Origin of the sequence: Sphingobacterium gobiense (genome assembly GCF_002980575.1) — a bacterium.
Lineage (GTDB): Bacteria > Bacteroidota > Bacteroidia > Sphingobacteriales > Sphingobacteriaceae > Sphingobacterium > Sphingobacterium gobiense.
Genome location: NZ_PVBS01000001.1, coordinates 1,485,622 through 1,497,633 on the forward strand (window position 1 = coordinate 1,485,622; position 12,012 = coordinate 1,497,633).

13 protein-coding genes are annotated in these 12,012 nt (G+C 40.4%); 8 read left to right on the top strand and 5 right to left on the bottom strand.

Features of this window, described 5'->3' with window-relative positions; all coding sequences use genetic code 11:
• Positions 1-16 precede the first annotated feature (16 nt).
• Complete coding sequence (locus C5749_RS06480) at positions 17-334, top strand: hypothetical protein (protein WP_105724092.1); 318 nt, start codon at positions 17-19, stop codon at positions 332-334.
• A gap of 74 nt (positions 335-408) precedes the next feature.
• On the opposite strand, the gene C5749_RS06485 is transcribed toward C5749_RS06480, so the two are convergent.
• Positions 409-1,113: an SIR2 family NAD-dependent protein deacylase gene (locus C5749_RS06485; RefSeq protein WP_105725281.1), complete on the bottom strand. Its 705-nt coding sequence runs from the start codon at positions 1,111-1,113 to the stop codon at positions 409-411.
• 163 nt (positions 1,114-1,276) lie between these two features.
• Between C5749_RS06485 and C5749_RS06490 the strand changes: the two genes are divergently transcribed.
• Positions 1,277-1,936, top strand: a complete 660-nt coding sequence (locus C5749_RS06490) for a YiiX/YebB-like N1pC/P60 family cysteine hydrolase (RefSeq protein ID WP_219847911.1) — start codon at positions 1,277-1,279, stop codon at positions 1,934-1,936.
• 91 nt (positions 1,937-2,027) lie between these two features.
• Positions 2,028-3,071 (top strand): Gfo/Idh/MocA family oxidoreductase, encoded by a 1,044-nt coding sequence (locus C5749_RS06495; RefSeq protein ID WP_105724096.1) that lies wholly within the window; start codon positions 2,028-2,030, stop codon positions 3,069-3,071.
• A 37-nt stretch (positions 3,072-3,108) separates the two neighbouring features.
• Here C5749_RS06495 and pepF read toward each other — a convergent pair whose 3' ends face one another.
• A complete protein-coding gene (pepF, locus tag C5749_RS06500; protein WP_105724098.1) occupies positions 3,109-4,983 on the bottom strand; it encodes an oligoendopeptidase F in 1,875 nt (624 codons plus the stop codon).
• Between the two features lie 225 nt (positions 4,984-5,208).
• On the opposite strand from pepF, the gene C5749_RS06505 reads away from it, so the two are divergent.
• The 4 genes from C5749_RS06505 to C5749_RS06520 all read left to right on the top strand — a co-directional run bounded on the left by C5749_RS06505 (position 5,209) and on the right by C5749_RS06520 (position 8,156).
• Positions 5,209-6,438 (top strand): DEAD/DEAH box helicase, encoded by a 1,230-nt coding sequence (locus C5749_RS06505; RefSeq protein ID WP_105725283.1) that lies wholly within the window; start codon positions 5,209-5,211, stop codon positions 6,436-6,438.
• Between the two features lie 24 nt (positions 6,439-6,462).
• Positions 6,463-6,684: a VF530 family protein gene (locus tag C5749_RS06510; protein WP_105724100.1), complete on the top strand. Its 222-nt coding sequence runs from the start codon at positions 6,463-6,465 to the stop codon at positions 6,682-6,684.
• A gap of 26 nt (positions 6,685-6,710) precedes the next feature.
• Positions 6,711-7,313 carry a DUF4202 domain-containing protein gene (locus C5749_RS06515; RefSeq protein ID WP_105724102.1) on the top strand — a complete coding sequence of 201 codons (603 nt, stop codon included), beginning with the start codon at positions 6,711-6,713 and terminating at the stop codon, positions 7,311-7,313.
• A 72-nt stretch (positions 7,314-7,385) separates the two neighbouring features.
• Positions 7,386-8,156 (top strand): Rossmann-fold NAD(P)-binding domain-containing protein, encoded by a 771-nt coding sequence (locus C5749_RS06520; protein ID WP_105724104.1) that lies wholly within the window; start codon positions 7,386-7,388, stop codon positions 8,154-8,156.
• A 45-nt stretch (positions 8,157-8,201) separates the two neighbouring features.
• Here C5749_RS06520 and C5749_RS06525 read toward each other — a convergent pair whose 3' ends face one another.
• Both C5749_RS06525 and C5749_RS06530 read right to left on the bottom strand, forming a co-directional pair.
• Positions 8,202-9,191 carry a cobalamin-independent methionine synthase II family protein gene (locus C5749_RS06525; RefSeq protein WP_105724106.1) on the bottom strand — a complete coding sequence of 330 codons (990 nt, stop codon included), beginning with the start codon at positions 9,189-9,191 and terminating at the stop codon, positions 8,202-8,204.
• A gap of 43 nt (positions 9,192-9,234) precedes the next feature.
• The gene (locus C5749_RS06530; protein ID WP_105724108.1) at positions 9,235-10,248 is read right to left on the bottom strand and encodes an NAD-dependent epimerase/dehydratase family protein; all 1,014 of its coding nucleotides are present in this window, start codon (positions 10,246-10,248) and stop codon (positions 9,235-9,237) included.
• Positions 10,249-10,460: 212 nt separating this feature from the next.
• Between C5749_RS06530 and C5749_RS06535 the strand changes: the two genes are divergently transcribed.
• Positions 10,461-10,922: an Lrp/AsnC family transcriptional regulator gene (locus C5749_RS06535; protein WP_105724110.1), complete on the top strand. Its 462-nt coding sequence runs from the start codon at positions 10,461-10,463 to the stop codon at positions 10,920-10,922.
• A gap of 66 nt (positions 10,923-10,988) precedes the next feature.
• On the opposite strand, the gene C5749_RS06540 is transcribed toward C5749_RS06535, so the two are convergent.
• Entirely contained in the window at positions 10,989-11,897 is a 909-nt protein-coding gene (locus C5749_RS06540) for an NAD(P)/FAD-dependent oxidoreductase (RefSeq protein WP_105724112.1), read from the bottom strand.
• Positions 11,898-12,012 lie beyond the last annotated feature (115 nt).

The window sequence follows — 12,012 nt, forward strand, 5'->3', positions numbered from 1 at the left end:
TACCTTCGTCCTAATTATGGCATATACAAAAGAAAGAAAAAAGTTGGAGAAGCTTTTGGAAAAAATTGCAGGTCTACAGAACTACGATGATAAAAGCTTAACGACCATTACGGACATATACGACCAATATTCACATACAGTACGTATATTAAAAAACAAAGATGCAGAAACATTTAGCGAGCTTTATTTAAATGAATTGCAGCAGGTTAAGGAATTTAAAAGACTCCTTAAAGTGGGTGAAGAGGAAGACCGTCAAGTCAATTTCATCAACTATAAAACAGCCCTCTCAGATGCTCTGAAAAAAACTATACAAGCGGCTAACAGCACCATATAAGTCGGTTTGTATAAGCAATGGGTAGGACTATATAGTCGAGATGGTAAATATCTATATGCAAACAGAGGTTTTGGTTACCATGGTCTAAAGGGTAGAATTGGTGTCTGTAGCTGCCGATCGAAATCCATCACCCCGTCCGTGGCCTTCTTGGGGATCATGTGTATATACGGGTTATGAGAAATAGCGGTTCCATGGGGGTCAATTACATAAATGGGGATATCCGCGGCTATATAATCAATTAAGGAAGCGGCTGGATAAACTTGTAATGACGTACCGATAATCAACATAATATCTGCCGTTACCGCTTCGGCGACGGCTTCGTCCATCATCGGCACCATTTCCCCGAACCACACAATATGGGGTCGGAGCTGTGCGCCATCCGCTCCCCTATCGCCCAAAACCAAATCTTCAGACCAATCATAGATCAGCTGTTCGTTTTTTTCACTACGGACCTTATCTAGTTCCCCATGCAGATGAATAACGCGGGATGATCCAGCTCGTTCATGCAGATTATCGACATTTTGGGTGATGATACTTACATCATACTCCGCTTCCAATCGCTTTAAATAGAAATGCGCCGAATTAGGCTTCACCGTTTTCAATTGGCGTCGACGTTGGTTATAAAATGCTAACACCAACCCAGGATTCTTCTTCCACCCTTCCGGTGTAGCTACATCCATGATATCGTGGTTTTCCCATAGTCCATTAGCATCCCGGAATGTAGAAATACCACTTTCCGCACTCATTCCCGCTCCTGTCAAGACAACGATTTTCTTCATTTTGAATGATTTTCTGTTACTGAATAGATTCAATTCCTTGAAACCAAATTTAATCATTTATACTTTACGATAAGGTCTCTCAGGTGTTTTTATCATGCTTAACGGCGGTTCAGATTCGATGGAACTATTTTTTGTAGTGAATTAATTCTATATCTTCGTTGCTATGATGAGACAAGCGATAATTTTGCTAGTGTTGATACAACAGATACTATGTGTCTGTGCACAAGATAGTACAAATTATAAGGGGATAACGATGAGGCATGGTGATCTTTTATTTGTCGGCGCCCAATCTGAAAATCTCTCCGGTGCGATTAACCGTGTCACACAACGGACAAGTAGCACCGCCTTTGATCATGTCGGACTGATCGAAATAGTATACGGATTCCCTCATATTCTCCATGCAAGTAGCAAGAAAGGCTCTATAAAAGAACCATTGGACAGTTTAATAAAGGGCAATCATGGAGATAATAAGCTGTTTGCTATATATCGTATAGATAGCATTTATCAAAATGCAATTCCCAAGGCGCTCACAAAGGCTCATCAAATGTTAGGCAAGCCGTACAATTGGAGTTATACGTTAAATGACAGTTCCTATTACTGTTCCGACTTTATGGAACGAGCCTTTCGACACATAGGGCTATTTCAATTGGAACCAATGACATTTAAGAATCCGAAGACGGGCGATTTTGATGAATTTTGGAAGATTTTCTATGCAAAGCAGGGCATGGAAATACCTGAAGGCGAGTTAGGGTGTAACCCTAATGGTCTGGCTGCCAGTAGAAACATCCATTATATAGGTTCTTTCCACACTGGGGCAGAATAAGCTGTATGGTTTATCGGAAAAAGTAAGTTGGTAAAGTGATTTTATTGTATATAATAACGAATTTAATTAGGTTTGATAATTAGATAAGGCAATGCAAAAACAGAGAATTAATACAGGTATATTAAGCTTCGGAATGTCAGGACGTGTTTTTCACGCCCCGTTTATCCACACTAATGAGAATTTTAATTTTACAGCGATCGTGGAAAGGACAACTAAAGCAGCTAAGGAACTCTACGCCGATGTGAGAAGCTACAACAGTGTTACCGAGTTATTAGCCGATGATAGTATAGAACTTGTTATTGTAAATACACCTAACTATACGCATTTCGAATTCGCAAAAGCGTCGCTAGAAGCGGGAAAACATGTTCTGTTGGAAAAACCTGCTGTAGACAATCTTAATCAACTGGACAAATTATCCGAACTAAGCGAAAAGACAGGTAAGCAGATTTTTTTCTACCAAAATAGACGCTACGATAGCCACTTTATGCAGATGAAAGAGATTATCGAAAGTGGGCAACTCGGTAAAATAATAGAAGTACACATGCGTTTTGACCGCTACAATATGGCATTGGGACCTAAAGAATTCAAAGAAAAAAGCCAATATGTTTCAAGCGGTGTCGCATATGATTTAGGACCACACCTCCTTGATCAAGCTTTTTCCCTTTTTGGAAAACCTAACAAAATAATCAAAACAACCGCTATTAACAGGCCGGAATCACAAGTACCTGATTTCTTTAACTTTCATTTGATCTACTCCGATAACCTTCAAGTATTTTTGACTGGAAATCTCTTGGTGGCCGATCCACAGTCAGCCTTCGTCGTTCATGGATCCACAGGATCTTTTATTAAAAAAATGGTCGATGTTCAGGAACGGCAGTTAATTAATGGTATGTTACCCACCGCATCAGAATACGGAATTGAACCAGAAGAAAGCGAAGGGAGGTTAACGGTTGTGGATGGTAACGGAGAAAAACAGATGGTCTTACTTCCCGCGCAAAAAGGAGATTATAATCTCTTATTTAACGCCGTGTATGAGAGCTTGCGTAACGACGCAGCATATCCCATAACGATTGATCATATTAGATGGCAAATCGAAGCTCTACAGGCACCAGATTTTAGCATTATAGAGCCATAGCTTACTTTCGCAAGCTATGGCTTAGTATACATACCTATTATTTCCCGATTTTCGTCAGAATGGTTTCCATCTCCGCCATTACAGCGTTGATCTTAGCAATAGTGAGGTCAAACGGTTCTGAAGTATTCATATCCACGCCAGCATCGACAAGTAAATCCACGGGGTATTTTGTGCTTCCGGAGGCTAAAAAATTAAGGTATTTTTCACGATCTTCATCCGCGCCTTTTAGCACCTTTTCTGAAAGAGCGGTAGAGGCGGTGAAGGATGTTGCATATTGATAAACGTAGAAATTGTAATAAAAATGTGGAATATAAGACCACTCGGATTTGACGTAATCATCCACTATACAAACATTTTTATCATGACCGTAGTACCGTTTGGTTAAATCGAGATACATTTTATCAAAATCTTCACCAGTTAACGCTTCGCCCTTTGCAACTTTTTCGTGGATCATCAATTCAAATTCAGCAAACTGTGTCTGTCGGAACAATGTCCCTTTGGCGCCTTCGAGGTAATTTCCGAGGATAGCGAGCCGGATTCTATCATCTTCAATCTGCTTCAGCATATAGTCGTTCAACAATTCTTCATTTAGCGTGGATGCCACCTCAGCGACGAAAATAGAATAATTGGCGTTCGCAAAATGTTGCTTCTTATTGGTTAGGTAGCTGTGCATTGTATGCCCCAATTCGTGCGTTAAAGTCGACATGTCATTGTACTTTCCATTATAATTCATGAGTATATATGGATGTACGTCGTACGCGGCCCCATTAGAATAAGCCCCCGATCTTTTTCCTTCGTTTGGATACATGTCGATCCATCTTTCATTAAATGCTCTTTTTGACACATTTATATAATCGGCACCTAAAGGTTTCAAGGATTGCAAAATATTTTCAACAGCTTCTTCGACCGTATATTTTAAATCTACTTTTTCAACCAAAGGGGCATATAAATCATAATAATGCAACGTGTCTACGCCCATCATACGTTTACGAAGATTTAGATAGCGGTGAAAGGTCTCTAAGTTTCCATTCACGTTCTTAATGAGATTATGAAAAACATCAGTGGCAATATTCCCCCCATCCAGCGCCCTTTCTAACGTACTCTCATAATTTCTAGCTTTTGTAGTAAACAATGCAGCGTTAATGTTTCCGTATAGCTGCGCTCCAAAGGTCCGTTGAAATTCATTCAACTTACGAAAATACGTCTCAAACACTTTGCTCCTGACTTCTCTGTCTTCGCTTGCTCTATATAGCGCAAAATTGGCGGCGTTGAGCTTTACGCGCTCACCGTTTAATTCAATTTCCGGATGGGGGAACTCTGCATTAAAAAATGTACTAAAGATATTTGCTGCATTTCCAGACATTAATGACGAATACGCCATTACCTTCTCAACTTCTTCGGTGCCCCGGTGTTCGCGCTTGCGAAGCAAATCCGTGAGGTAAAATTTATATGTCGCCAGTACCTTTTCCTTTGCAAGAAAAGCGTTGAGCTGTTCTTGCTTTAGTGTTAATAATTCTGGCTCCATGAACGATGTCAGTGCGCCATATGCTGAAAAAAGCTGTTGCAACTCTTGTTTCATTCCTGCATATTTTGTCACCCTGGTGTCTTGATCTGATTTCATCGACGCATAAGATGATAGTCTGGCCATTTCCTTAACCAAGTTACTATTCAACTCTAGTGCTTCTAAAAGTACGGAAGCGGACTGCGTAAGCTTACCCTTGTAGGATGCTGCTTTCTGCATTTCTAATTGCACTCGTTGTTTTTCCTCTTTCCAAACTTCATCGGTAGCATAGAGATCGGAAAGGTTCCACTTATATTTTTCAGGCAGCTCTTCCCGAACTTTCATCTGACTTACAGCAACCGTCGTAGAAAATAGTATCATAGCGGTAATCAATTGTGTTTTTTTACGCATATCTTATTAATATAAATAGTGCGTACAATTTACAAAAAAGATTTTATCGATTTCGGTTAAGGTATAATAATAACGTTATCGCTAAACTTATTGGCTATTATTTTTCGAGTAGACAAGAGGAAACGTGCCAATTATATTTTAGTTAACTTTGTAGCTTCGTATTCATTTAATTGTTCAGCAGTGTCTTTAGATAAATTAAAGCTTAGTAAACGTCTTCATGCATCCATGAATGATTTGGGTTACTTTACGGCAAAAGAATTCCAGTTAAAATCACTCTCTCGAATCGTCGGTGGGCATAGTATTATTGGCGTCGCACCTGAAGGGGCTGGAAAAACTACTACTTATGTCCTCGGCGTGCTGATGCGCCTGAAACATACGCAAGATGAGGCTCCTAAGGTCTTAATTTTAGCGCCTAATGAAGAAAAAATCACAGAAATAGTAGATCGTTTTCTGACCATCAGCAAGAATAAGAACCTGCATATTATCGGACTCAAAACGAGTGGAAGTATGGAGGAAGAGATCGAAGATTTGGTCCGTGGGGTAGATATTGTCGTTGCGACTCCGAACCGTGCCCGTGCAGTGTATTTAAAATTAGGGCTTAATTTAAATCGTATTCAGACGTTCATCATCGATGATGCAGAAGAAATAGTTAAGCAGGGAATGCAAACAACTGTAAGGGAATTGGCCCAAAGCTGCGGAAAAGTCCAGTATTTATCCTTCAGTACTGTCGAACATGAAAAATTGCATTTGATGATCGATGATTTTATGCCGTTCGCTACGCTGGTCGAGGTTGAAGAGCTTGGTGAGAAAATCGTCGACACCCATGAACTCATGTTGTATCAAGTTCCTAATTTCACCACGAAAATCAATTTGCTAAATCTTTTGATGAGAGACGACGAAGTATTTGATAAAGTCGTGATATTTGTGAATAGTAGGCTTACTGCACAAAAATTAAGTCAAAGTCTACACACCAAAAAAGGAGAAGTTGCTGTTTTACGCCCGTTACTACATAACGACGTAGGTATGGATAATCTTCATGATTTTAAGCAAATCGCCGAATGTCGAATACTCATTATTGCAAATGAAGGCACGAATGATGTTGATTTGAGTGGAATTCCTTTTATATTTCATTTTGAAATACCAGAAAATAGCGACGTTTTTGTACGACATATCCTAAAAACTCCAGATGATGACGTTATTGCCATCACATTTGCAACAGACATCGAACTCCCCAAACTTAAAAAAATAGAGCAATCTTTAGGGAAGAAAATACCTGTCATACCTCTTCCAGAAGATCTTGTCATCTATCGTCCGTCCAATAATCTAAAGGAAAAAAATGAAGTAGATGAATCACAAGGTGGCGCTTTTCATAAAAAGAAAGAAAGCAATAACAAAACCTACAATTATGGAAGTGGGCTAAAAGCCAAAATGACCATGAAAAATAAGAAAAGGTAATTACTTTTTTTGTAATTTTATAATATGGAGAAGCAACCAAATAACCCATTACATGGCAAACGGCTGGATACGATTATAGAAGAATTATTGGATTATTATGGAAGTTGGAAAGCATTAGGCCAAGAGGTGCGAATTAACTGTTTCGTGGACAACCCAAGTTTAAAATCGTCATTGACATTTTTGCGGAAAACGCCGTGGGCTCGTAAGAAAGTAGAGAATCTGTACATCGAGGTATTAGGGAAGTAAAGGTTTAACTAGTAATTATTGACGACATGCATCCAAACATACAACAAACATTAGATTTATTCGATGACTACAATAGCCAAGACCCTCATATTTTTGTCTGGCAAGGTATGCAATACCCGCAGGAATATTTTTTAGCCACTAAGCTACATGAGTGGGTACTGAAATTAGATCCTAAAGCAAGTGATGCGCTCATCCTGGCTTCCCGATGTCAGCATATCGGACGGTGGGAAATTCCACGAGACAGTTTTCCGCTGGATAAAAGCGGATACCTTCAGTGGAGGAAGACTTTAGCTAACCACCATGCTGAAAAGGCGAAAATCATCATGGAACAATCACAAGTGTCAGATACCCTCATCGCAGATGTTCAGGAAATCATCTTAAAAAAGAAATTAAAAGTAAATCCGGTGGTACAGACCATGGAAAATGCCTTATGTTTGGTTTTCCTAGCGTATCAGTACGAAACGTTCTTTCCGAATCATCGAGCAAAAATCGTTAACATTTTAAAAAGGTCACTGTTAAAAATGGACCATCAGGGGCACCATTTTGCACTTACACTTCCGTACTCTACGGAAGGTATGGCTTATATTCAGGAAGCGCTCGACTTATTAAACGACAACAAAATAGGATAATGCGTCCATCGACAAACGACACCTCTATAAATCATATTACCTTACACCATTAGTCTTTTAGCTAATATCGACATGAAGAACATAGGCATCATTGGATGCGGTTGGTTAGGATCACATATGGCTAAACACTTGTTTCCAAAATATAAAATCTATACGTCCACAACCACACAAAGAAAAAGAGCAGAACTGGAAGCGGTGGGATATGATTCCATTGCTATTCAATTTTCAGATAACGAAATACGCCAAACGTATAAATCTTGGAAAGTTTTGGAACACCTGGATACGATTATTATCAGCGTACCATTTTCAAAACGAACGGATATAAAATCGCTTCAAAACCGGTTTGAAAATATCAGCTTGTTTATTAACGACTTCGATAAACAGCTTTTTTTGATGAGCTCAATAGGAATCTATCCGCAGACACAAATGGAAATCGGCGAAGAAACACTTGATGAACAGTCCCTTCATCCAAATATCTTATTCGTAGAGCAATTAATAAAGAATAAATTCCCACAGGTGAACATTTTGCGATTAGGCGGATTAATGGGAGGAGACAGAATTTTCAGTAATTACCATACTTCAAATCCTGATCAGTTTGTTAACCATGTCCATTATGAAGATATCGTCCTGATAACCGAAAAAATGATAGATAAAAAAATCCATTCGAAAATATATAATATCGTAGCTCCTGAGCATCCGACTAAACAGGACGTTGTTAATTATCAAAAGGGCTTAACCGAATTCCGTAACACGCAGGGACAGGGCCGAAAAATAACATCAACTTTATCTGAGCAAGACATACCGTACCAATATTTGCACCCAGACCCAAAAACATTCAAATAATAGCCCCCTTAAAAGCAAGTTTAAGGGGATACGTAGGCGATCTTCTTACAAAACTTTAGAAGCTTCGACAAGACGTTTTAATTTGGCATGTGTGACATCAATGGGTACGTGTCCAAATCCACATTCGCTGGTCAATATCAAACGATCGGCCGGAAAGTAATCCAGCGCAGGCTTCAACCGCTGGCGTATTTCCTCTACAGTCTCTAAATCGTCACTACGTTGGTCTATCACACCGATCGCCAAGTCTCCTTTAAAATCCCACTCATCAAACAACTCAAGCATGTTGTAACTGAGTGTACAATGTTCCAGCAAAAGCTCGTCTACCGGGACGGTCTTAAAAGCGTCAACTATGTCAGTATACTTTGTAAAATAGACCCGTTTTCTTCTCGGATTTCCACCACACACGTGCAATCCGATACGCACTTTTTTCGGCAATGACTCGATTAGCTCCGCCAGAATCTGAGCTGCCCAAACGCTTTCTTCCGGAGACTCTGTCCACATCGGTTCATCAAATTGCACATGCGTGCACCCAAGTGCTATGGCTTCGGCGATTTCATCTCGCAAAACGTTAGCCCACGCACGACATAAAGCCTGTGCGTCGGGATACAGATCTTCACGCTCGTTCACACTGAAACGGTATAGCACATGTGGCCCGGTTACCGTCAGTTTGACATCGACACCGGCGGGCGCAGCATCACGGGCAATTTTCCAATTACGCGCTATTTCGAACCGTGAATTCTTAAGCTCGCCGACAACTCTTGGACATTCAATTCCAAAACCAGCAGTACCGAATGAAACCTTGGGCATATTTTCGAACGTAATACCGTCAATACGCTTTTGATAGAAATAGTACATATTCTCACGGTATCCTTCGCCATCGGTAATCGTATCCAATCCCAATTCAGCCTGATCTTTTGCTGCCCATTTGATATAATCATCCACCTCTTCCTGGGTCATTACGGGTCGTTTCATTGTATCTTCTAACTTTTCCGGACGCGGGTAACTCCCCACCACTGTATTACGAAATCCTGCCATATATTGCTTAGTATTTTAAAATATCTATAAAGATAGAACTTTTCTAGTAAACGGTCTGTAATTGCCTGTTTCGAGCTTCCTCAATCTGCGCCCGTACCCCATCGGCCAGCGACCTTGGCGTAAATCCAATTTCCTCTTCTAAACGAGCGCCATCACAACGGTCCACAAGGGATGTTCGCTGCACATTCTCGTCGAACTCATACCGAGCATCTGGTACGATGTTCGCGACAGTCTGCATCAATTCCTCAGCCGTCACCGAATGTCCTCCATTGTTGTATGCGAAGTATTTGAGCTCCGGCTTCAATGTTAGTCGCACAAACTGTTCCGCGACGTCATCGACATAAATCCAGCAATCACGAGCATGTTTAGAGAAGGGCAGTTTAACCTCCTTCCCCAATGCCGGATTGGTAGCAAATTCACAAGCCCAAAGAACCGATCCGCGCATGCGTCCATCTCCGTAGACAACCGGAGGACGCATAGACGCAATACTGACTCCTTTCGTTTGGATATATTTCTTGGCTGTAAATTCATTTAACATTTTCATAACACCATAGGTATAGAAATGATCATCTAGCGAGCAAAAGTCGTCCTCCCTAATAGCATAATCTTCGCCGCCATAGGCGCTATGATTTGCCCCATAGATTGTCTCGCTACTGGCAAACACCAAACGAGTTAGTTTATGATCCACTACCATGTCAAACATGTTGACCATGCCGAGAATATTAACAGATGCGCCACGATGATGATCCGCTTCCACTTCGGCACTCATAAGATACGCTAGATGAACAACATGGGTAATATCCGGATAAGTCAAAAAAACATTGTTTACTGCACCTCTGTCGGATACATCCAATTCAATAAATGTGGTCTGACGAATCTGCTCCTCAATTTCTGCAAGCTTGATCTCGTTATTTTGATATTTTAACAAAGCAATCTGCTTTGTCCATTCGATATTCAGGTTCAGGTCAGCGACCACTACCGGAATTTTACGTTCCCACAGGTTGACTACAACGCGTGCTCCAATAAATCCCGTACCTCCGGTAACTAAAAATTTCATAAATAATACTGTGTTTTTCGTTAAACAGTCTTGCAAATGTGAGCATATCCTAACTCCTCGCACATCTGGCTAAGCACTGTACAAAGTTAGTTTCTGTTTATTAACAACCACAATTTTTTACATAATTAGGTTTTTTAACTAAATAATATAAATGTATTAGTATAATTATCTTTTTGTTTATTAGATTTGTTTACCGAAAAGTGTTTTATGCTATGGAAGAACTTGACAAGACAGATTTGTTGTTATTGAAAATATTGGCGGACAATTCCAACCACACTATTAAGGAGTTGGCTAAACGGGTAAATCTCTCGCCTACACCCGTGCTGCAACGCGTTAGGAGGTTAGAGAACAACGGCTATATCAAAAAATATATCGCGTTACTCAATCCGGAGAAATTTAGCCAAGGGTTTATCGTTTTCTGTAATATTAAATTGAAGCAACACGACCGCCAGGTGGGCCATCGGCTAGTAGCAGACATCTTAAAGATCGATGAGGTGGTAGAATGCTATAATGTGTCGGGCGATTATGATTTCATTTTAAAAGTGTTTGCAAAGGATATGAAACATTACCAAGAGTTTGTATTCAACAAATTAGGTACGCTCGAAAGCATTGGCAGCACACATAGTACCTTTGTCATGGCCGAAATAAAAAATTCTCACAACATAAATCTTTGAGACACCCTAGGCCGCTATGACGATACCATCCATGAAAGTAGGTACCTGCGATAATTATTGCTATATTCAGAAATGCTCGTCGACAAGTTCTTTATTAACTATAGCTCCCGTGACATTTCCAGAAGAAATAGCATTTGCCACGGAACGCATCATAGCGGCGTTGTCGCCACAAGCAAAGACCCCCTCAACAGTTGTCTTCTGCATCGTATCTACATAAATATAACCATGTTCCGTGAAATCACACCCTAAAGCCGCAGGAATATCGGAATGTTGTTCGAAGGGCAAGGCGGCATAAACAGCTATAAATGCCTCTCGGCTACCGTCCATAAACACAACCTCTTTAACATATCCATCTTCATGCACAATCTCAGCAACCTCTTTCTCTATGATACTTATACCGTTCGCTCTCAATTTTTCCGCAGCTGGAAAATCAAACTCAACTTTACCATTAGTGAGAAGTGTAAGATCATCCGTCAAGTTGTTTATCAAAGACGCTAGATGATAAGCTTTCGCTCCATTGGCAAGAATGGCGGTTTTCGCATTACGAAATTCATAGCCATGACAATATGGACAGTGAATCACGGTTATTCCCCAGCATTCCGAAAAACCCGGAATATCGGGCATAACATCTTTTATACCAGTGGCAAATATAAGTTTTTGCCCACTGAAGATCTCACCAGTCTGGGTAATAACAGTAAATCCTTGGTCTGTTTTCGAAGCCCCAACGGCAAGACCATGATGAAACTTTATAGTGTCATATTTCATGAGTTGCCTTCTGGCTTCTGCAGCAATCTGACCGGGTGTATGCCCATCATGCGTAAGGAAGTTCTGTGAATGCGGAGTTTGAAGGTTGCAAGGCCATCCGCTGTCAATAACTAATACAGCGCGTAATGAACGGCCTAAGGACATAGCCGCTGACAGGCCTGCATAACTGCCGCCGATAATGATAACTTCGAAGTTTACACGTTTCTCCATAGTATATACATCATTTCACTACCGATAGATCTGCCCTATGAACAATTTAAAGTTAGTACAGTTTTAGACATTCTCAAAATGTGAATCCTTTATACCTATTTATGACAAAGTCAAG

Coding starts and splice junctions, on each gene's coding strand:
- C5749_RS06480 (WP_105724092.1), top strand. CDS start 17: ATGGCATATACAAAAGAAAGAAAAAAGTTGGAGAAGCTTTTGGAAAAA.
- C5749_RS06485 (WP_105725281.1), bottom strand. CDS start 1,113: ATGAAGAAAATCGTTGTCTTGACAGGAGCGGGAATGAGTGCGGAAAGT.
- C5749_RS06490 (WP_219847911.1), top strand. CDS start 1,277: ATGATGAGACAAGCGATAATTTTGCTAGTGTTGATACAACAGATACTA.
- C5749_RS06495 (WP_105724096.1), top strand. CDS start 2,028: ATGCAAAAACAGAGAATTAATACAGGTATATTAAGCTTCGGAATGTCA.
- pepF (WP_105724098.1), bottom strand. CDS start 4,983: ATGCGTAAAAAAACACAATTGATTACCGCTATGATACTATTTTCTACG.
- C5749_RS06505 (WP_105725283.1), top strand. CDS start 5,209: ATGAATGATTTGGGTTACTTTACGGCAAAAGAATTCCAGTTAAAATCA.
- C5749_RS06510 (WP_105724100.1), top strand. CDS start 6,463: ATGGAGAAGCAACCAAATAACCCATTACATGGCAAACGGCTGGATACG.
- C5749_RS06515 (WP_105724102.1), top strand. CDS start 6,711: ATGCATCCAAACATACAACAAACATTAGATTTATTCGATGACTACAAT.
- C5749_RS06520 (WP_105724104.1), top strand. CDS start 7,386: ATGAAGAACATAGGCATCATTGGATGCGGTTGGTTAGGATCACATATG.
- C5749_RS06525 (WP_105724106.1), bottom strand. CDS start 9,191: ATGGCAGGATTTCGTAATACAGTGGTGGGGAGTTACCCGCGTCCGGAA.
- C5749_RS06530 (WP_105724108.1), bottom strand. CDS start 10,248: ATGAAATTTTTAGTTACCGGAGGTACGGGATTTATTGGAGCACGCGTT.
- C5749_RS06535 (WP_105724110.1), top strand. CDS start 10,461: ATGGAAGAACTTGACAAGACAGATTTGTTGTTATTGAAAATATTGGCG.
- C5749_RS06540 (WP_105724112.1), bottom strand. CDS start 11,897: ATGGAGAAACGTGTAAACTTCGAAGTTATCATTATCGGCGGCAGTTAT.